Genomic DNA, 20,282 nt, shown 5'->3' with positions numbered 1-20,282 from the left:
CTGTTTGGCTAAGAATGGGTATTTGTTCTGCAAACTAACTGTTGAGAGTTATATTTGCAGAACAACCATTTAGAACTTATATGTACCTCGTACAAAGTACGTACGTCCTAAAGGATCTGCGTAACGTGGGTCATATCCCATTTGGAAGTTGTCACCGACATTTGAAGCTGGAGGATCTTCATCAAAAATATTTTTAATTCCTGCGGTGACTTCTAGATTTTTAAAGCCTTTGTAAGTACCTGAAATATTATAAATTGTATAGTCGCTCACTTTATGGTTTTCATAACCTGCTTTGACAGTGGAGCTTGAATTTTGGTCATCATAACCGCGAGTGAATTGTTGTTGGAAATTTACACCCCAGTTTTGGTAATTCCAGTATAAATTAGCAGTATGTTTCCAACGAATAATTGGGGCATCTCCAACATATGTGCCTAAACTACTAATCCATTCTCCATCTTTTTCATTTTGATATTTATATTTAATGACATAAGTTCCATCGATTCCAAAACCAAATCGACCTGTTGCTGTCATTGGGGTTATATAATTCAGACTTACATCGACACCAGAAGTTTTTAAATCACCCATATTGTCTTGAGTAGTAATGATATGGTTAAGCGTTCCATCTGAGTTGCGTACGAACTTGTCTGCATATTTTGTGGGATTGTTAAAAATATCACTCTCAGATAATGCAGCAATTTGATTTTCAACTTCAATATTAAAATAATCTAAGGTTAGAACTAAATTCTTAATTGGTTCTAGAACTAGACCAGCAGTAAATGATTTTGATTCTTCAGGGTCGAGATCTTTATTTCCTCCATTTTTCCGATCAAATTGGGTTTCGCAATCACGACTGGCAACACCACCAGGTGGAAGAGTATCTCCCGGGTTTTTAGGAGGGCCATTCGGACAAAGTACAGGGTCATTATGGTAGGCTGAAGTATTTGTTATAGAGTTAGGAGCATTTACTTCCCATAAAGTTGGTGCTCGGAATCCTGTACTGTAAGAGGTACGGAACATTAATTGTTTAATTGGTTCCCAGCGAAGTGCGAATTTAGGATTAAACGTATCGCCGAAATCACTATAATCATCGTAACGAGCAGCAAGTTGAGCTTCTAAAGTTTTATGTAAGGGAATATGCAGTTCAGTAAAGACTGCTTTGATATCTCTTTTTCCTTTATTCGTAGGTTCATTTGGATCAACTCCTGTACTTGGTGCTTGACTAGCCACTTCAGATACTACGTTTGAGGTCCATTCATCGTGGCGGTAGCTAGTTCCAATTGCAAAACCAACGTCACCGGCAGGTAATTTAAATATAGGTCGACTGGCGGTGAAATCAACAGTAGTTGAGTCAACGTCTGCTTTTAAATAAGCACCAGTTACACCTAGTGTATCCCATAAGCCTGTATCTTCTGGTGCTTGTGGACCGAATGGGTTTAAAATACCATTATTTAAAGCCTCTTGAGTTTTGTTGTAGTTAAGATACCCACTGTTTAACCGATCTTCCGCTTCGCTATGAGCATAAGTAACACCAGTATTAATATCCCAACCGAATGCTTCACCCTCTAGACCACCGAATACTCGGTGTGACTCATTAATACTAGAACTAACACGATTACCAGCTTGAGAACGAATATAAAGTTCAAGTGGACCGCTCACATTATTCATTCCAGGTGTAATACCATTACCTGGATAATATTTGCTATCAGGATTTAATGTTAAATCAAAGAAAACGTCTGGAGCCACAGAGGTAGTAATTTCATTACGCGCGTAGACGTATTCTGCTACAGCATTTAAATTATCATTGAGTTTAAAAGTAGCACGCCCTAGTGCTGAGATATCTTCAGTTTTTGGAACAATTCCAATCACTGCCTGACTGTTGTAACGGCAGGATCCATTCTGTACGTAAACGAGCGGGTTACTGCCACAGCCTGTGGCTGCATATGGGTTTCCTTCGGCACCAGTTTCCTTGTCATAAAAATTAGCGGGAAAACTACCGCTACTCCCTTTTGTAATACCTAGTTCTGGTATTAATCCACCACGTTTACTAACTTTACGATCTTTTGCCATAACATCGTTACCATGTCTGTAATCGATGACACCAAAGATATTAAATCCATTTTCATCAAGATCACCATAACCACCAAATACGCTTACATCTTGTGTATCACCTCCATTTTGCTCTGGCTGGGTCAACCCGGCGCTGATATTTAAACCAGTAAATTGTTTTTTAGTAATGAAGTTGATTACACCACCAATTGCATCTGTACCGTAAATTGCTGATGCTCCATCTCGTAATACTTCAATGCGATCTAACATTGCGAGTGGGATAATATTTAAGTTTGTGACACCGCTATCATAGGCATTTGCAGCTAAACGACGACCATTAAGTAAGATTAAAGTTTTATTGGCACCAATTCCTCGGAGGTCTGCTGCTGAGCCTACGGTTCCGCTAGCACCTACATTTTGTGCAGTAACAAAACTCGATTGGTTTGCACTAATCTTTGCTAAAGCCTCTTCGGTTGTTGTTACCCCTTGTTTTAAAATTTCATCAACTTTCACGATAGTAATGGGTGAAGCACTTTGCGCTGCAACACCTTTGATTGAAGAACCTGTAACGGCAACTTTGACGACTTTTGTTGGTTTATCATCATTACTTGATGGTTCAGTTTCTGCTGCTTGTGCCAGGGTAAGACACATCATGCTTAAACTAAGGGTGCTTAATTTAAGAATTGTTTTGCCGATCTTGGGGGTTACCTGAGATCGAACATTGTATTTTTTTTCATCGTGGATTTGATCCCTTTTTGTTGTAGTTAGCGATATTGCTGAAAAGTGTTTAAGCAAAGCAAGTGCCAACTATATATTTTTCTTTTTTTAGTTTATGCAAAATATTGATAAATATTGATTTTATTATGGTTGCGGCTGTAATTCAGAGGGTGGAATAAAACAAATTATTTTTCTATTTGGAAAAAAATAATGAGTTGGCGAAAAGTTTCAAATTTATTTGTATAAAAAATAATCATTGTTTGAATCTTCATGTATTACATATCCATTTATGTATCTTTTTAGAACTTTGTTAAGTGTAACTGTATAACGTAACATTATGATAATTTCATATACTTCTATTTATAAATCAAAGCATTGATCTGTTATTTTTTGTGAAAAATAACGATTTTTTCTGAACTAGAATGAAACATTTGTGACTTTTAATTGTGCAATATGGGTTAATGATGGATACGTTATATAAATATAATATTTGGCATAAACTTACTTTTATTTATATAGTCCCAGAAGTTTTAAGTGCCTAATTAAAATGTAAAATTTAAATATTTTTATATGGATTATTTTTGATCACAAAATATGGCATGAAATTCGCTTTATATTAGATAGTTACAGCTTTCTAATTTTATTGTTAGCTTTTTCCATTTGATCAAATAAAAGATTGAATAAAACGGTTAGTAATTTACAAAGAAGAAAGTAGTCAGTTGAGAAAGAACTTTTCTTATGCGGATTTAGATGTTACTCAAAAGGATAATATCTTTAAAATATTAATTAAGTAGGTAGGAACTTGAAATTAAAAATTTTTAAGCTCGCCATTTTAAGTCTGGCTATTACATCAGTTTCTTGTGCTTTCGCCCAAACGCCTGCACAACCAAACAAAATATTACATGTTGCTTATGAAGCGCCTGATGATGGTTTTGACATGGTTAAAACCACCAATTTTTATAGTGGTAGTATTGTGGAAGCTATTTTCGAGCCTTTACTCAAATATGATTATTTAGCTCGTCCAGTACAGTTAGTTCCTTATACGGCTGAAAGCCTGCCTAAGGTGGAACAAGACGGTAAAGTTTATACATTTAAAATTAGGCCAGGTATTTATTTTACCAATGATCCTGCTTTTAAAGGTAAACGCCGTGAGCTGGTAGCCGAAGACTACGTCTATACAATTAAACGCATTTTAGATCCTGAAAATAGGGCACCTTCTGTTTCATTCATTGATGGGAAATTGTTAGGTGCCGATGTGGTTGTAGCTAAGGCAAAGAAAACTGGAAAATTTGATTACGCCGCACCCATTGCAGGAGTGAAAGCGCTTGATCGATATACTCTACAATTCACTTTGACACGTCAAGACTATAATTTTCCTTATATTCTTGCCTATATTGCATTTGGTGGTGTTGCTAAGGAGGTTGTTGATTATTACGGTGATCGTATTGGCATGCATCCAGTAGGTACTGGACCTTACATGTTAAGTAAATATGTTCCAAGAAGTAAGGTCGAGTTGGTTGCTAATCCTGATTATCGGGGGTTCGTGTGGAACTTTAAGTCGACAGGAACACCTTGGGATAACCAGCTTGTTAAAGAAATGAGCGGTAAGAAAATGCCGCAAATTGGTAAAGTTGTAGTCAGTATTATTGAAGAACAACAGTCACGATGGTTAGCTTTTCAGTCTGGTCAATTGGATTTTGATAGACTTACTGCGAATGCAGTTCCTCAAGCTTTAGATAAGGGACAACTTAAAGCATCTTTTCAAAAAAAGGGAATTAAGCATTTCCCTAATAAAGAACCTGAAATTACCTATACGATGATGAACATGCGTGATCCGGTGATTGGCGGTTTTAGCCCAGACAAGATAGCTCTTCGTCGAGCAATTACTTTGGCATATGATCAAAAAGAAAGTATAAGACAAGCTTACAAAGGGCAAGCTGTTAGAGCAGAAATGTTTATACCTGAAGGTGTAAATGGATATAACCCGAAGTACAGAAGTAGCGTAGGATACAATCCACTATTAGCCAATAAACTACTTGATCATTATGGTTATAAAAAAGGGGCTGATGGTTACCGAAACTTACCAAACGGGAAGCCTTTGGTTTTAAAAATTAATAATGAAAATAGCTCAGCATCGGTTATTCATTCTGAACTCTGGAAAAAAAATCTGGATGCCATTGGCATTCGCGCTGACTTCAAGGTGAGTAATTTTGCGGATAATTTAAAAGCTGCAACTCAATGTAAATATATGATTTGGAGTGGAGCATGGATTGCTGACTATCCTGAAGGAGACAATTTTGCACAATTACTTTATGGTCCAAACGCGGGGCAAGGAAACCATGCTTGTTACCAGTCTAAAACTTATGATGCCCTTTATAATCAAGTCACTCATTTGCCACCCCAACAACGTCTACCATATTATGAAAAGCTTAACCGCCAGATTGAAGCTGACAATCCGTGGATTATTCATGTAACTCGACTTCGTAACTGGTTGATACAGCCGCAAGTTCAAGGATTTAAACCTCATCCAATAATGAATACGAACTGGCAATATCTTGATATTACTCCTGTTAAAAAATAATTTTAGATAAAGATAATTATGACTGAAAATTTAATAAAACAGCTCAAGCATTGTAGTGTCAGCCTATTATTCGCCAGTATGGCATTAACTGGATCTACAAGTATTTTTGCGAAAAGCCCAGCCGATCCAAATAAAGTTCTACGTTATGTATTCCCGACAGCTGAAACAGGTTTCGACCCAGCTTATATCCATGATTTATATTCGGCGCATGTAACCACTTCAATATTTGAAACTTTATATACGTATGACTATTTAGCAAGGCCTGCAAAATTAGTTCCTCATATTGCTACAACTATGCCCGAAGTCAGCGCAGATGGTCTGACTTATACCATTCACATTAAAAAAGGCATTTATTTTACGCCGGACCCTGTTTTTAAAGGGAAATCTAGAGAGTTAACAGCCAATGATTATGCGTACTCTTTTAAGCGCTTATTGGATCCGAATTTACGTTCTCCAAATAGCTGGTTGTTAGAGAGCAAAATCGAAGGTATGGATGCATTAATAAAAGCAGCCAATAAAACCGGAAAATTTAACTATGACCAAAAGGTAAGTGGTTTACAAACACCTGATAAGTACACTTTGGTGATCCGATTAGTTAAACCAGATTATAACTTTCCTTTATTACTGGCACATGACCCGACAGGTGCTGTGGCGCGTGAAGTCATCGAAAAGTATAAAGACAAAGCTGGTTTTGTCATGGGACATCCTGTAGGAACTGGACCTTATGTACTCAGTAAATGGGTGCCTGCTTCGCGTATTGTTTTAAAATCTAATCCAGATTTTCGTGGTTTTACTTGGAACTTTGCAGCCAGTAGCCCTGAGGATGAGGCAATTGTGAAGCGCCTGAAAGGCAAACAAATGCCGCAAATAGGTACAATTGATATTCAAGTTATGGAAGAAAACCAATCACGATGGCTGGCATTTCAGCGTGGTGAGATTGATATATTTCAGCTTGAAGGGCAATTGGTCGCGAAGGCGATTAAAGACGGTAAATTAAGACCTGAGCTTGCTAAAGAAGGTGTGCATTTATCTCGTATTGTTGATCCTGAAATTAGCTATATTTATTGGAACCTTAAAAATCCGGTTGTTGGGGGAATGAGTAAAGAAAAAATTGCTTTACGCCGTGCAATTGCAATGTCTCGCTCACTAGATCAAGAAATTAAATTAGTAAGAAATGATGATGCCGAGCGTCTACATTTTCCAGTTCCACCCGGTGTAGTGGGATATGACCCTCGGTATAGAACCAGTACGCCATATTCGGTGAAAGCAGCAAATTTACTGTTAGATAGATATCACTATAAAAAAGATGCATCAGGTTGGCGCACTCAACCAAATGGGAAACCCCTTGTCATTGAATATATGGCTCGCAGTGACAGTATTGGTCAGCAAAGTGCTGAACTTTGGAAAAAAAACTTTGATAGTTTGAATATTCGAATGGTGTTTAAACCAATGCTTTTTGCAGATCTAATTCGAGCACAAAAACAGTGTGAAGGTATGTTTGGTGCTTCTGCATGGATTGCTGATTATCCTGATGGTGATAATTTTATGCAGAATTTTTATGGTCCAAATACGCATATGACGAACTGGTCTTGTGGTCCGATTCCAGAGTTTGACCAGTTGTATCGCCAAACCCAACAAATGAAAGCTGGCTCTGAACGAGATGCACTTTATCGAAAAATGACGCGTTTGTTAGAAGTCTATATGCCTGTGCAGATGTCCTATGCCCGCTACCGAAATATGTTGGCCCAGCCGCGTGTCATTGGCTATAAAAAGCATCCAATTTTACATGCTGAGTGGATGTACTTTGATATTGATACAAATACTAAATCTAATCATTAAATGAAAAATCTGGAGATATGATGAAGAATAAAACACTAAAAATGACAACGTTATGTATGTTGACTATATGTATAAACCAATATGCTTCAGCTGAAACAACTCGTAGTACATTGCCACTACTTAAAGCAAAGCAGCTTCCAACATGGTGTGATTCTAATTTAAAAAAAATTCAGCAACAGATTACAGACTTTGAGAAAACACCTGTTAATGCTAACGCGGCAGCGGCACCTATTTTGGCAAAATGGGATAAAATTTTTGCTCATTTTGAAGATTTTTCAGGTCCGATAAGTTTATATAGTAACGTAGACCCAGATGCAAAGTTGCGTAAGGCAGCCGAAGATTGTGAAATCAAAATTAATCAATTTCACACTGATATGTTTCAAAATCCCAAGCTATATAACTTAATTAAAAATACACAAGCAACGGACCCAGTTGATAAAAAATATCGTCAAGATATTTTGAGCCAATTTGAAGATACAGGTGTTCAACTTGAACCTGCAAAACGCGTAAGAATGAAAGCTATTCTGGATGAATTGACTAAATTAGAACAAGAATATGCCCGTAACGTTCGTGATAACCCTGAAAAACTTGAGTTTACTCCTGAAGAGATGAAGGGTTTACCAGAAAGTTATATTTCAGGTTTGAAAAAGAATGCAAAAGGAAATTATTTGGTTGGTTTTGAATATCCAGAATATCGGCCATTTATGGAGTTGGCAGACAACGATGATGCCCGAAAAAGATATCAGATTGCTTTTACAAGACGTGGTACTGAGCAAAATTTAAAACTACTCAAGCAGGCAGTAGATTTACGTTATGAGTTGGCACAATTGTTTGGAAAAGCAAGTTATGCGGATTGGGTTTTAAAAGATCGTATGGCTAAAACCCCTGATGCTGTAAACCAGTTTTTAGCAGACGTACAAAAAACAGTAGCACCCCTTGAACGTAAAGAAGTCGAAGAACTCCGAGCATTTAAAGCGCAAACTTTAAAAACGCCATTAGATAAAATTGAGATAACACGTTGGAGTGAAGCTTACTGGAGCGAAAAACTTCGTAAGAGTAAATATCAGATTGATCAGGAAAAGCTTCGTGATTATTTCCCAACTTTAGCTGCTCAAAAGTGGTTGTTTGCCATTTCATCTGACCTTTACGGTATTGACTTTAAACCTGTCAAAGTTAAAGCATGGCAGGACGAAGTTGAATATTACGATGTAGTTGATAAAAAGACAGGAAAACTTTTGGGCGGCCTATATATGGATAAATTTCCTCGTGAGGGGAAATATGGCCATGCCGCGGTTTGGGGAGTTTATGGTGGCAGTACTTTAACCAACCGCTTACCAGTTTCAGCATTGGTCACCAATTTTAACCGCAAAGGTTTAAATAGTGATGAGCTAGAAACTTTTGTTCATGAGTTTGGTCATGCCTTGCATGGCATTTTGTCAAATACACGTTATGCCAGTCAGTCAGGAACATCCGTAGAACGTGATTTTGTAGAAGCACCTTCGCAAATGTATGAAGAGTGGGCACGCCGTAAAGAAACCTTATCTAAAGTTGCCGATTATTGTGATCCAGCATGCTCGCGCGTTGACGATGAGTTAATTGCACGTTTAAAAGCGGTACATAACTATGGACGAGGCTTGCGTTATGCACGTCAGACACTCTATGCCCAGTACGATATGGCCCTTCATAGCGCTGATGCCTTAAAAGTAAAACCTTTGGAAACTTGGCAAAAAATGGAAGCCGCTACAGCCTTAGGTTATGTACCAACGACTGAATTTCCAGGTCAGTTTGGGCATTTGATGGGCGGGTATCAAGCAGGTTATTACGGCTATATGTGGTCTGAAGTTTTGGCTTTAGACATGCTTTCTGCTTATGGCGATAACCTCAATAATCCGCAAGTAGGGCAACGTTACCGTCAAACGATTTTATCGCAAGGTAGCCAAAAGCCAGCTGCTGAGCTAGTGAAAGATTTTCTTGGTCGTGAGCCTGACAATAAAGCGTTCTTTAATGAAATTACCGGACAACGGGTTAAATAAGGAATTATCACTATGCTGGCATATGTTATTCGGCGTTTATGGCAGATGATTCCAACCATGTTGGGAGTAGTCTTACTTATTTTTATTCTTTTTAACTGGGTCGGTGGAGATCCTGCTTATATTTTAGCAGGCAAGATGTCTAATCCTGAGCAGATCGAAAACATTCGTAAACAGCTAGGTGTCGATCAGCCGTATTACGTTCAACTCTGGATTTTCATTAAGCAGATTCTGACTTTTGACTATGGTGCGAGTTGGAGTACTGGCGAACCTGTTTCCCAAATTATTTTAACCCGATTAGGGCCATCGCTCACGCTTTTAATTCCGCTCACTATTTTACAAACCGTTATTTCAATTATTTTGGCTTTGGCTGTTGCTGCGGTACGAGGTTCTCTAACCGATCGTATGGTCATGATGCTATGTACCATTGCTATGTCAATTAGTATTTTAGTTTACATTATTGTTTTTCAATATGTTTTGGCTTATCAGCTCAGTTGGTTCCCTGTACAAGGTTGGAGTGACACCTTTACCGAGAATTTATTTAAATTTGCCTTACTTCCAATTTTAATCATGTTAGTTGTGAGTATTGCACCAACCTTACGTTTGTATCGTAGTTTTGTGCTTGATGAAATTAATCAGGACTATGTTCGAACAGCACGTGCCAAAGGTGTAGGTGAAAGCCGAATTTTAGGTGTGCATGTACTGCGTAACGCTTCAATTCCTATTATTACCGACGTGATGTCAACTTTACCTGCATTACTCATAGGCGCATTTTTAATTGAGCGTTTTTTTGGCATTCCTGGTATTGGTCGAGAGGTCATTATTGCAGTTGAACGAAGTGATTTCCCTGTTATTAAGGCAATTACAGTATACATCGCAGCTGCAACCATGATTTTTAACCTGATTGCCGATTTGGTCTACAAAGTGGTTGATCCACGTGTACAGTTGAAGTAGGTGGGCTATGCTGAGCGTTTTATCAAAAAGAAAAGAACAAACAAAAGCCGAAACTCATTCATCTGGCCTGTGGAAACTTGCCATGCGACGTCTTCGGGCTGACAAAATCGCGATGTCATCACTAGCGATTGTATTACTTTATTTTATTATCTTGATTCTATCAATGACGGGTGTGATTGCATCTGATTGGAATAAAGAAGTTGCAGTGAGTTATGCACCACCCACATTTATAGGTGCAGATAAGACCACAGATGCTGGACAAAATGCAGCGGCGGTTGACGAGGAATTACCAGAAAATCCAGTCGATCCATTAAAAGATGTTATCAAAAAACTGAATGAGCAGATTAAGCAAAGCAAGAGTTCTGGTGACGCGATTGATTATTATGGTGTAGTTGACCCATTAGCCGATGATATGAAAGCGATCGATCAGCAACTTGGCGGACATTTATTAGACCAGCAAGCCGAGCTTAAAAGCACACTTGTGTTTGGTGCTGATAAGTGGGGACAAGACGTTTTAAAGAAAACAATTAAAGGGGCTGAAACTTCAATTATTGTTGGGGTGATATCTGCTTTACTTGCGGTAGGCATTGGTACACTTTTAGGTGCAATTTCAGGATATTTTGGCGGTTGGGTGGATGATATTCTCAACTGGTTTTACAACATTTTTACCTCAATTCCATATTTATTATTAGTGCTTGCTATTGCTGCCGTGCTTCAACAAAAAGGCATTTTATCTATTGTTCTGATTTTAGGTTTAACGGGTTGGACAGGCGTTTATCGCTTAATTCGTGCTGAATATATGAAACATACTGCACGTGAATACGTTCTTGCAGCTAAAGCAATTGGCGTTGGACATTTCCGCCGTATGTTCATTCATATTTTTCCTAATGTGAGCCATATCGCTTTAGTCCAAATGTCGATTTTGGTGGTTTCTTTTATTAAATCTGAAGTCATTTTGAGTTTCTTGGGTTTTGGTGTACCAGTAGGTGTGGTGTCTTGGGGGAGCATGTTAAATGAAGCGCAAAGTGAACTTCTTTTAGGTAAATGGTGGCAGCTAGTCGCAGCCTCTGTCGCAATGGCTGTTTTGGTTACGGCATTCTCAATGTTTACTGATGCACTTCGTGATGCGTTAGACCCAAAGCTAAAATAAGAGGAAGGTCCAAATGATAGAACAAGAATATAAAAATGCGCCGTTGCTTCATGTTAAAAATTTACGAGTAAGTTTTAAAGGTGAAGATAAGCAATATATTGAAACCGTAAAAGGAATTTCTTTTGATATTCCAGCAAATACTACGGTTGCTTTAGTCGGTGAATCGGGTAGTGGTAAATCGGTAACTTCGTTGGCAACAATGGGATTACTGCCTGTAGGGCAAAGCAAAATTGATGATCAAAGTAAAATTATATTTGAAGGCAAAGACCTACTCAGTTTATCTCGTAAAGAGATGCGGAAAATCTGTGGTAAAGACATTGCCATGATTTTTCAGGAGCCGATGTCATCTTTAAACCCAGTTTTTACAGTTGGTAATCAAATTGCGGAAGTGTTGTGTTTGCATATGGGATTGAACCGTAAACAAGCACGACAACGCGTTTTAGAATTACTTAAAGAAGTAGGTATTCCTTCACCTGAAATTAAAATTGATGCCTATCCAAATCAACTTTCAGGTGGTCAACAGCAACGTGTCATGATTGCAATGGCGATTGCTTGTGAGCCTAAATTGCTCATTGCCGATGAACCAACCACTGCACTTGATGTCACCATTCAAAAGCAGATCATTGATTTACTCGAATCGTTGCGAAAGCGCCGTCAAATGTCGATGCTTTTTATTACCCACGATTTGGCACTGGTCGGTGAAATTGCAGATAAAGTCATTGTGATGCGTCATGGTGAAATTAGAGAGCAAGGCGCTGCTGAGCAGGTTCTGGAACAGCCTAAAGATGTATATACCCGAGCATTACTTTACTGTCGTCCACAAATATCACAGCGTCCTTATCGATTGCCTGTGACCAGCGACTTTATGTTCCAAGAAGATAATATTTTGGTTGAGAAAAGTTTTGATGCTTCGGAAATTCCGCAGCGCAAACGTGGCTTAAATGGCGATGAGCAAATTATTTTAGAAGTAAAAGATCTGAAAAAAAGCTTTTATAGTCGTAAAGGATTATTTGGCAAAGAAGAGTTTCAAGCCGTAAAAGGAGTTTCTTTTAAACTTGCTAAAGGAAAAACTTTAGGTTTAGTCGGCGAATCCGGTTCAGGTAAAACGACGGTAGGCCTATTACTTATGCGGTTACATGAAGCTTCAGGTGGGCAAGCTTTCATTGAAGGAAAAGATATTCTTTCATTAACTGAAAAAGAGTTTGCTAAATATCAACGGAAAATCCAGATTATCTTTCAAAACCCATATGCTTCTCTTAATCCACGCTTTACGATTGGGCAGATTTTATTAGAACCCATGCAAATTCATGGCATTGGTAAAGATGATGCTGAGCGTAAACAAATTGCACTTGGATTACTTGAGCGAGTAAATTTACCTGAGCAAGCTTATTATCGCTATCCACATGAGTTTTCTGGGGGACAACGTCAGCGTATTGCGATTGCACGATGTTTAACGCTAAAACCTGAAATTTTGATTTGTGATGAATCTGTTTCAGCACTAGACGTTTCGGTTCAAGCACAGGTACTTAACTTATTACAAGACTTACAAGATGAGTTTGGACTCAGTTATATCTTTATTTCCCATGACTTATCGGTTGTGAAATATATATCTGATCAGGTCATGGTCATGAATCATGGTGAAGTTGTTGAAATTGCCAATTCGGATGAGCTTTATGCACATCCTCAACATGATTATACCAAACGACTATTACAAGCCATTCCTCAAGGGATTCACCACTTTTCATAAGCGTAAAGTTATGTCGTTAAAGGCACTTTCAAGTGCCTTTTTATTTGGTTTATCGCGTAAATACTTATAAAATAAGAGAGTAAAAATACAGTAGTTTAGTCTTGCTATGTGTGCCAACTTTAAACCTTTAACTCTTGCCCAATTGCAGCAACTCCAGTTGCCTGTGGTTGGCTTTAGCTATGCCGAAGAGGTTTATCCTGCGGGAACAATGCCGCTATTATTTAAATCACCACAAGGTCTTGAATGGCGTGAAGTCATGTTTGGTTTAGTTCCAAAATGGGCTGAAGATACAAACATAGCAAAACATACTTACAATGCCCGTCATGAAACGATTTTTCAAAAACCGAGTTTTCAAGAAGCTGCACTTAAATGTAAGTTTGGTGTGATTCCGGTGATGGAATTCTATGAAAGTAAATATATAAATGATAAACCTGAGCGGTGGGGTGTACGCCGTAAAGATCGACAGGCTTTTTTTATTGCAGCAATCTATGAAATTTGCAAAATAAATGAAACGATTATTCGTTCTGCAAGTATGTTGACCATGGATGCCATAGACCATCCTATGATGAAAGATTTTCATGAGCCTGGAGATGTCAAAAGATCAGTTATTGTGATTCCACATGATCGATTAGAAGAGTGGTTGAGTTTGGAATCACCTGATATTTCAAGCTTTATCGAAGGTTTTCCAGTTGAAGAATTTGAATGCTTGCATGTACCAAAAGAAAAAATTATAAAACCTACACCACAGTTAAGCATGTTTGACTAACATAAATAAAATCAAGATGAGGTTATTGATGTCAAATCTGAATCAATAACCTATATTGCTTATTCAATAGTTTTACTTAATGTTTGTACTTCTGAATCTTGAGCTAGATAGCTCAACTCAATTGGTGAAATCACAAAAGTGGTATTGTCTGATGTCTGTTTAAATACAAAGCCATATTCAAAAGACTGGCTATTTTTACTTGGTAACCAGAATAGATAAGGACATCCTGTGTAACTGCCATCCCAACCCATTTCTCTTGCTAAAGCTAAAGCTGTATCTGATTTCGCAATGATTTCTTTGAGAGACTCTTTATCTCTTGTTGAAACACCACCATCATCATCTGCAAATGTTTGTAGGAACTCATTTAAGGGAGTAAGTTCTTCCCAGTTATGTTCTATTGTCGAGAAATGATATCCATATAGCATCATGTGCGCTCTCTTCCATCTTGTTATTGTGTGATTGAACATAGCAAGAAATAGATGAAAAGGAAATGGATAAATCTTATTTAAGTTGTTTATTTTTCATAACTTATAGATTGTTTTTTGTACGTGATAAGGACTTCTTTTAAACATCTTAATTATTCATATTAGCTATATAGCATGCACAGAAAGCAGCGCTTACCTAATGATTAAGATAAATGACTATTTTAGTAAATCAAACTGTTGGCGAATACTGAATTGTTCATAATTCACCTATAATAGAAATGAAACTATGTAGAGCATATTTATGTTTATAACAACTACGCGCCCACAAGATACTTTGATTAATCAGCTTCTTCCAGTTTTGGAACAAGCAAGCCAGATTTTATTACAAGAATATCAAAATTATTCTGCGGGTTATGAGTTCACTATTCACGAAAAACAAGATGATTCACCTGTAACTCAAGCAGATTTAAAAGTGAACCTTTTCTTATTAAAGCACTTGGCAGAGATTACGCCAGACTTGCCGGTTTTGTCTGAAGAAAGTGATTATAGTGCTCGGCATGAGTGGTCCACATGCTGGATGTTAGATCCTCTTGATGGAACTAAAGAATTCATACATGAGCGTGATGAGTTTACGATCAACCTAAGTTTGATTAAGGGTAAAGAAACGATCTTTTCAGTTATTGCTGTGCCATGTGAACAAGTCGTGTACTTGGGATATCTGCAAGATTTACCTTTTAAATATAGTTTCACTCAAAAACAGTGGTATCAATATCAAATAACTTCGTTTTCGCCAGACGAGCCTATTCAAATAGGACTTAGTCATGGCAGTAAAAATCCGAAATATCAAAAATTTATTCAACCTATTGAAGAAAAACATAGCATTATTCGGCGAGAAGCAGGAAGTGCCTACAAATTCTGCATGATGCTAGAAGGTGAAATCGATATTTATCCACGATTTCATCCAACTTCTGAATGGGACACAAGTTCTGGGCAAGGTTTATTAGAAAGTATAGGCGGTGGTTTACTTACCCTTGATGGAAAACCTTTTGAATATAATCAGAGACACACGGTTTTAAATAAGGGCTTTATCGCATTTCGTGATCAGGAAAGCAAAAAAATAGCATTTGAAGCATTGGCCCAAGCAGGTGTTATGGATTGAGAGTTATGCCAGACATGTTATAGTGGCAAAGTATTGAAAAAAGATGACAAGATAAAAATGGCACTCGATTTATTGCCTAAAAGTATGTTTGAAGCAATTGATTTATTGCCCGATGCTTCAACTCCTGTAACCTTATTTACGCGTCATTCTCTAAGAGAACTTGTGGATGGGCAGGGCTTAGCTGGATATGATCTCCAACTCACTCCTCAAGGGCGTGAGCTTGCGCAGGCATGGGGTAATTATTTAATTAAAAATACAGATCGTGTTATTCAGCATTGTATTTCAAGTCCAATACAACGTTGTGTCGATACGGCTGCACTCATGATCGAAGGGGCGGATGCCGTAAGCCCTGAATTTAATACACATACGATTGAAATTATTGAGCAAGGATTACTGGTTGAGCCAGGGAGTTTTGTACTAGACATACAACAAGCTGCCCCTTATTTTAAAAAGCAAGGTGCTTTGGGTTTTATTAATAGTTTTGTAAATAATGCATTACCTGGTATGAAACACCCAATTACTGGTGTTTTAGATGTACTAGAGCTTATTTATCATACGCATCCTAAAACTCAAGGCGGGCTTAGTTTAGCTGTCAGCCATGACACTATTATTGCTGCAATTGTTGCTGTAATTTCTGGTGAAAATGAAATTAAGAAAGAAGATTGGCCTGAAATGATGGAAGGCCTATTTGTATGGTTTGAAGGCGAAGAATTTCCAAATTGTAAATTAAAATGGATTTGGAGAGGTAAGGCCTATGAGCTAAATGTAGCCAAATTTGGAAAAACGCTATAAGCTCAAAAATGATAGATAATAAAAAAAGCCCTATTGGGCTTTTTTTACATGCTTTAATTAGTTAGCTAACGCTTTAACTTGAGCATTTAAACGGCTCTTATGACGAGCAGCTTTATTTTTGTGGATGATGCCTTTATCAGCCATACGGTCGATTACAGGAACAGCTTTTTGGTAAGCTTCTGTAGCAACAGCATGATCACCACCAGCAATTGCACTTAAAGTACGTTTGATGTATGTACGAACCATAGAACGCAAGCTTGCGTTGTGTTTACGTGCAGTAACGTTTTGACGCGCACGTTTTTTAGCTTGAGCAGAGTTTGCCACTCTTGCACTCCTTGAAAATAAGTTGGTCTGGGCGGGCTGTGGTCAATCCAGTAAACTGGTGCAACCATCACCAGCCCGTAAACAAGTGCCATATTGTGATGAATAGACACCGTGAAGTCAAGCCTTGAGAACGTTTTAAGCTGTTTTAGGGGCTGTTAAAACGGTAAGAAAAGGTTAAATTTAAAACAAAGTTAAAGAGGGATGGATAAAAAATGACAGCAAGTAAGAAAAAAGCGATTGTGCTCGGCGCAACAGGGTTGGTCGGATTGGCACTTGTTGAAAAGCTCCAGAAGGCTCCGGAATTTGAAGCTATTACGCTGGTGGTTAGAAAAGAATCTCAAGTATTTAATACATATGAAAAAGTTAATCAGCTCATCATAGAAGATTTCTTAATGTTGAATGATGAAGATGTGAATGGTCATACCCATGCATTTAGCTGTCTGGGAACAACATTAAAAAATGCGGGCTCAAAGCAAGGCTTCTACGCGGTAGATTATGAAATCAATGCCCATTTGGCAGATTTAGTACAAGATAAACATATCCATCTTTTATTAGTGAGTGCCCTTGGCGCAAATGCAAATTCACCAATTTTCTACAATAAAGTGAAAGGACAGTTAGAAGATTATATCGAGAGCTTGGGAATTGAAAAATTATCTATTTTTAGACCCTCTTTACTGATTGGTAAGCGCAGTGATGTGCGGTTTATAGAGGATTTAGGGCAAAGTCTATTTAAATTTATTGAGAATAAATGGCAAAAACCATTCAAATATAAACCTGTGACTGCGGAGCAATTGGCTCATACCATGGTCGTAGCGGCGCTAACGCAAATTGAAGCATTCAAACGATATGATAATCTGAGCATACAGAAAACTCGATAAGGGAGAATAGAAGTGTCCACAGTACCGTTTGTAACATGTGATTTATTAGATGATAACCCTGAAAAAGACTTACAAGTTGTAATTCCCTCAATGGATGGAAAGTTCTTTCAAAGTTATGGGGCGCGTAAAACTTTTGGGGGGCAGGTTGTAACAGTAAAGTGTTTTGAAGATAACTCGCGTGTAAAAGAGTTATTGGCAACAGATGGTACAGATAAAGTACTCGTTGTAGATGGTGGTGCATCTATGCGTTGTGCGCTTATGGGTGACCTGATTGCAGAATCGGCAGTTAAAAATAACTGGAATGGTGTCGTAATCTATGGCTGTGTACGCGATGTCGATGCTATTGCTACCCTTGATTTAGGTATACATGCATTGGCAGCAATTCCCCAAAAAAGTAATCGTAAAGGCATTGGCGAAGTAGATACCACTTTGTATTTTGGTGGTGTCACAATTCAATCAGGCGATTATATCTATGCTGATAATAATGGAATTGTGATTTCAAAAGAAAAATTAGTGTAATCACAGTTCATAAAGGATCGCATGATGGTGAATCATCAAATTAAAGTATTACAGGCAGTTGTCTCTGCAATTGCTGAAGGTGGTCGGGGTGTAACAGGTACCGCATTTCCTCAGCAACCTGTAAAAGCCTTGAAGTTATATGAATTTGAAGGTTCACCATTTTGCCGTCGTGTCCGTGAAGTCCTTACACTTTTAAATCTGGATGTAGAAATTTATCCATGTCCTAAAGGTGGGACAAAACATCGTTCGGTCGTAAAAGAAAAAGGTGGCAAATTACGGTTTCCTTTTTTAGTAGATGAAAATACAGGTGACTACTTATATGAGTCACAAGAAATTATTCATCATTTATTTAAACACTACGGTAAGACTGGGAAGACGCCTCAGAAATTTTCGAGTTACCCTAATGTCCCTTATGCTGCATTTGCTGGGACCATATTAAATGGTGCTCGGGGAGTTTGGATAAATAAAAAAATCATTAATAGAGCTGTGCCTGAACAAAAACTTGAGTTATGGAGTTTTGAGGCAAGTCCTTATTCACGAGTTGTAAGAAGTCTACTCTGTGAGTTGGAGCTTCCTTATATTCTGCATAATGTTGCAAAAGAAAGATGGCAAGATCAAGGCCCAGCTATTTTTCGCTTAAAACCGGGTAAATATGTGCCTCTAAAAGGTGGAAAACGAGAAAAAACATTGCCTGTTATGCAAGGTAAAATGCAGGTACCTTATTTGGTAGACCCAAATACGGGAGTGAAGATGTTTGAGTCTGCTCAAATCGTAAAATATTTAAAGAAGCAATATGGTCGTTAATTAATATCTATTTTAGTAAGAGTTTAAGTCAATTTACTTAAACTCTTAGAAAGATCAGATTTCATAAGAACATGAATATGCTAAATTAAAGAAGTTAAATACCCAAATAAGGCATAATTTTATGGAATGTATGAGAATTCAACCTGTAACGAGCAGTCCTGGTGAGAATGCATTATTTATTGTATTAGGATTAGCTCAAGGTGATTCTGTAGCGGAGAAAGTAAAAGATTTTGCTAGTAATTTTTCGGCATTAACTAGAAGTCTAACTAATCGCTATCCGGATAGTAAGTTTAATGCCACGCTAGGTTTTAGCTCAAATGCATGGGATGTATTGTTTAATGATCAGCCAAAGCCACAAGAATTAGAAACATTTAAAGAACTTAAAGGGCCGAAATATACGGCTGTTTCAACACCTGGTGATCTATTTTTTCATATTCGTGCTGATCGCCAGACTTTATGTTATGAGCTAGGTAATATAATCAATCAACAGCTTGGTAAAGTGACCTATTCAATTGATGAAGTGCATGGTTTTCGTTATTTTGATGGACGGGCAATTATTGGCTTCGTAGATGGAACAGAGAATCCAGAGCCCGTCATTGCAGCGCAATGGGCATTAGTGGGCAATGAAGATCCTGATTTTATCGGGGGAAGTTATGCTTTTATCCAGAAATATACACACGACATGGAAAAATGGCGTTCATTAACCGATGAAGAGCAAGAAAAAGTGATTGGGCGCAAAAAGTTCAATGATGTTGAGTTGGGTGATGACGAAAAGCCACTAACTGCCCATAATGTAGTAAGTAAAGCGCATGATGCAGAAGGTAATGAGCTTAAAATTATGCGAGCTAATATGCCTTTCTCAAATCCTTCAAAAAATGAATATGGTACTTTCTTTATTGGTTATTCACGTAAATTCAGTACTACGCGTCAAATGCTTGAAAACATGTTCTTAGGAAATGAGCAAGGCAATCTTGATCGGTTGCTTGACTTTAGTACTGCTCAAACAGGAACTTTATTTTTTGTACCAACGGTCGATTTTCTTGATGATTTAGGTGATGACTAGTCGTTAAGCTAGAAGGCTTAAAGGATGGAAGTAACTAGATTACTTCCATTGCTTGAATTGAAAATTAATATGATGTGATGAAATGTTTAAGAAGATAACGCAGCTTTTTCAAGGCTCAAAAGAAACGCCAGAACAAATTTACTTGCAAGAGAATCTATTAAAATTTGATTCTGAACGCGGCCCAATAATTAAGGATGTAGTGATTAATGAGGAATGGTCAGAGCATCTTGAGTATTTCTCAAACCGTAAATTACAAAATTTTGATAATCTTCAGAAATTATTCCTAATTACTCCACAAATTAATGAAAAGATTGATCTGGAAATCGCAACCCAACGTTATGTAGAAAGATTAGGAAATACACAAGAAAAGCTACTTCAGCTTAAAGCGATTATACAAATATTAAATCAATATTACGTTTTGTTTTTGCGTGATAAATAATCATAGCTGATTGATTAAAAAATATAAAAAGTAGAGCTAACTAGTAGTT

General features: G+C 37.7%; 17 protein-coding genes. 14 read left to right on the top strand and 3 right to left on the bottom strand.

The window, feature by feature from the left end:
• Nucleotides 1-69 precede the first annotated feature (69 nt).
• Nucleotides 70-2,790, bottom strand: coding sequence for a TonB-dependent receptor (locus RMB13_RS17545; protein ID WP_311086026.1), 2,721 nt, complete (start codon nt 2,788-2,790; stop codon nt 70-72).
• Between the two features lie 775 nt (nt 2,791-3,565).
• On the opposite strand from RMB13_RS17545, the gene RMB13_RS17540 reads away from it, so the two are divergent.
• From RMB13_RS17540 to RMB13_RS17510, 7 genes are all read left to right on the top strand, one after another.
• Nucleotides 3,566-5,344, top strand: a complete 1,779-nt coding sequence (locus RMB13_RS17540) for an ABC transporter substrate-binding protein (protein ID WP_005041044.1) — start codon at nt 3,566-3,568, stop codon at nt 5,342-5,344.
• A 15-nt stretch (nt 5,345-5,359) separates the two neighbouring features.
• On the top strand, nt 5,360-7,183 hold the full coding sequence (locus RMB13_RS17535; protein ID WP_311086025.1) for an ABC transporter substrate-binding protein: 1,824 nt from the start codon (nt 5,360-5,362) through the stop codon (nt 7,181-7,183).
• A 20-nt stretch (nt 7,184-7,203) separates the two neighbouring features.
• Nucleotides 7,204-9,216, top strand: coding sequence for a M3 family metallopeptidase (locus RMB13_RS17530; RefSeq protein WP_311085926.1), 2,013 nt, complete (start codon nt 7,204-7,206; stop codon nt 9,214-9,216).
• A 12-nt stretch (nt 9,217-9,228) separates the two neighbouring features.
• Entirely contained in the window at nt 9,229-10,167 is a 939-nt protein-coding gene (locus tag RMB13_RS17525) for an ABC transporter permease (protein WP_003651522.1), read from the top strand.
• 7 nt (nt 10,168-10,174) lie between these two features.
• A complete protein-coding gene (locus RMB13_RS17520) occupies nt 10,175-11,317 on the top strand; it encodes an ABC transporter permease (RefSeq protein WP_311076986.1) in 1,143 nt (380 codons plus the stop codon).
• Between the two features lie 13 nt (nt 11,318-11,330).
• Complete coding sequence (locus tag RMB13_RS17515) at nt 11,331-13,064, top strand: ABC transporter ATP-binding protein (RefSeq protein WP_311085925.1); 1,734 nt, start codon at nt 11,331-11,333, stop codon at nt 13,062-13,064.
• 106 nt (nt 13,065-13,170) lie between these two features.
• Nucleotides 13,171-13,830: an SOS response-associated peptidase family protein gene (locus tag RMB13_RS17510; protein WP_311085924.1), complete on the top strand. Its 660-nt coding sequence runs from the start codon at nt 13,171-13,173 to the stop codon at nt 13,828-13,830.
• A gap of 59 nt (nt 13,831-13,889) precedes the next feature.
• On the opposite strand, the gene RMB13_RS17505 is transcribed toward RMB13_RS17510, so the two are convergent.
• Nucleotides 13,890-14,258 carry a hypothetical protein gene (locus RMB13_RS17505; RefSeq protein WP_003651529.1) on the bottom strand — a complete coding sequence of 123 codons (369 nt, stop codon included), beginning with the start codon at nt 14,256-14,258 and terminating at the stop codon, nt 13,890-13,892.
• Nucleotides 14,259-14,556: 298 nt separating this feature from the next.
• Between RMB13_RS17505 and RMB13_RS17500 the strand changes: the two genes are divergently transcribed.
• Both RMB13_RS17500 and RMB13_RS17495 read left to right on the top strand, forming a co-directional pair.
• Nucleotides 14,557-15,414: a 3'(2'),5'-bisphosphate nucleotidase CysQ gene (locus RMB13_RS17500; protein WP_080026964.1), complete on the top strand. Its 858-nt coding sequence runs from the start codon at nt 14,557-14,559 to the stop codon at nt 15,412-15,414.
• A gap of 57 nt (nt 15,415-15,471) precedes the next feature.
• Nucleotides 15,472-16,206, top strand: a complete 735-nt coding sequence (locus RMB13_RS17495; RefSeq protein ID WP_004642661.1) for a histidine phosphatase family protein — start codon at nt 15,472-15,474, stop codon at nt 16,204-16,206.
• Nucleotides 16,207-16,263: 57 nt separating this feature from the next.
• On the opposite strand, the gene rpsT is transcribed toward RMB13_RS17495, so the two are convergent.
• A complete protein-coding gene (gene rpsT, locus RMB13_RS17490) occupies nt 16,264-16,530 on the bottom strand; it encodes a 30S ribosomal protein S20 (RefSeq protein ID WP_003651535.1) in 267 nt (88 codons plus the stop codon).
• A 212-nt stretch (nt 16,531-16,742) separates the two neighbouring features.
• Between rpsT and RMB13_RS17485 the strand changes: the two genes are divergently transcribed.
• The 5 genes from RMB13_RS17485 to RMB13_RS17465 all read left to right on the top strand — a co-directional run bounded on the left by RMB13_RS17485 (nt 16,743) and on the right by RMB13_RS17465 (nt 20,233).
• On the top strand, nt 16,743-17,408 hold the full coding sequence (locus RMB13_RS17485; RefSeq protein ID WP_311085923.1) for an NAD(P)H-binding protein: 666 nt from the start codon (nt 16,743-16,745) through the stop codon (nt 17,406-17,408).
• A 12-nt stretch (nt 17,409-17,420) separates the two neighbouring features.
• On the top strand, nt 17,421-17,927 hold the full coding sequence (rraA, locus tag RMB13_RS17480; RefSeq protein WP_045432975.1) for a ribonuclease E activity regulator RraA: 507 nt from the start codon (nt 17,421-17,423) through the stop codon (nt 17,925-17,927).
• A gap of 21 nt (nt 17,928-17,948) precedes the next feature.
• Nucleotides 17,949-18,731, top strand: coding sequence for a glutathione S-transferase N-terminal domain-containing protein (locus RMB13_RS17475; protein ID WP_311085922.1), 783 nt, complete (start codon nt 17,949-17,951; stop codon nt 18,729-18,731).
• A 130-nt stretch (nt 18,732-18,861) separates the two neighbouring features.
• A complete protein-coding gene (locus RMB13_RS17470) occupies nt 18,862-19,794 on the top strand; it encodes a Dyp-type peroxidase (protein WP_311085920.1) in 933 nt (310 codons plus the stop codon).
• Nucleotides 19,795-19,876: 82 nt separating this feature from the next.
• A complete protein-coding gene (locus RMB13_RS17465; RefSeq protein WP_017390587.1) occupies nt 19,877-20,233 on the top strand; it encodes a hypothetical protein in 357 nt (118 codons plus the stop codon).
• Nucleotides 20,234-20,282: the final 49 nt, after the last annotated feature.

Source organism: Acinetobacter sp. V102_4 (genome assembly GCF_031799005.1).
Taxonomy (GTDB): Bacteria; Pseudomonadota; Gammaproteobacteria; order Pseudomonadales; family Moraxellaceae; genus Acinetobacter; species Acinetobacter calcoaceticus.
This window is presented reverse-complemented; position numbering and strand designations above follow the sequence as displayed.

Excerpts from the sequence above, each read along its gene's own strand:
- RMB13_RS17530 (WP_311085926.1), top strand. The coding sequence starts at position 7,204 with ATGAAGAATAAAACACTAAAAATGACAACGTTATGTATGTTGACTATA.
- RMB13_RS17525 (WP_003651522.1), top strand. The coding sequence starts at position 9,229 with ATGCTGGCATATGTTATTCGGCGTTTATGGCAGATGATTCCAACCATG.
- RMB13_RS17520 (WP_311076986.1), top strand. The coding sequence starts at position 10,175 with ATGCTGAGCGTTTTATCAAAAAGAAAAGAACAAACAAAAGCCGAAACT.
- RMB13_RS17515 (WP_311085925.1), top strand. The coding sequence starts at position 11,331 with ATGATAGAACAAGAATATAAAAATGCGCCGTTGCTTCATGTTAAAAAT.
- RMB13_RS17510 (WP_311085924.1), top strand. The coding sequence starts at position 13,171 with ATGTGTGCCAACTTTAAACCTTTAACTCTTGCCCAATTGCAGCAACTC.
- RMB13_RS17505 (WP_003651529.1), bottom strand. The coding sequence starts at position 14,258 with ATGATGCTATATGGATATCATTTCTCGACAATAGAACATAACTGGGAA.
- RMB13_RS17500 (WP_080026964.1), top strand. The coding sequence starts at position 14,557 with ATGTTTATAACAACTACGCGCCCACAAGATACTTTGATTAATCAGCTT.
- RMB13_RS17495 (WP_004642661.1), top strand. The coding sequence starts at position 15,472 with ATGGCACTCGATTTATTGCCTAAAAGTATGTTTGAAGCAATTGATTTA.
- RMB13_RS17485 (WP_311085923.1), top strand. The coding sequence starts at position 16,743 with ATGACAGCAAGTAAGAAAAAAGCGATTGTGCTCGGCGCAACAGGGTTG.
- RMB13_RS17475 (WP_311085922.1), top strand. The coding sequence starts at position 17,949 with ATGATGGTGAATCATCAAATTAAAGTATTACAGGCAGTTGTCTCTGCA.
- RMB13_RS17470 (WP_311085920.1), top strand. The coding sequence starts at position 18,862 with ATGAGAATTCAACCTGTAACGAGCAGTCCTGGTGAGAATGCATTATTT.
- RMB13_RS17465 (WP_017390587.1), top strand. The coding sequence starts at position 19,877 with ATGTTTAAGAAGATAACGCAGCTTTTTCAAGGCTCAAAAGAAACGCCA.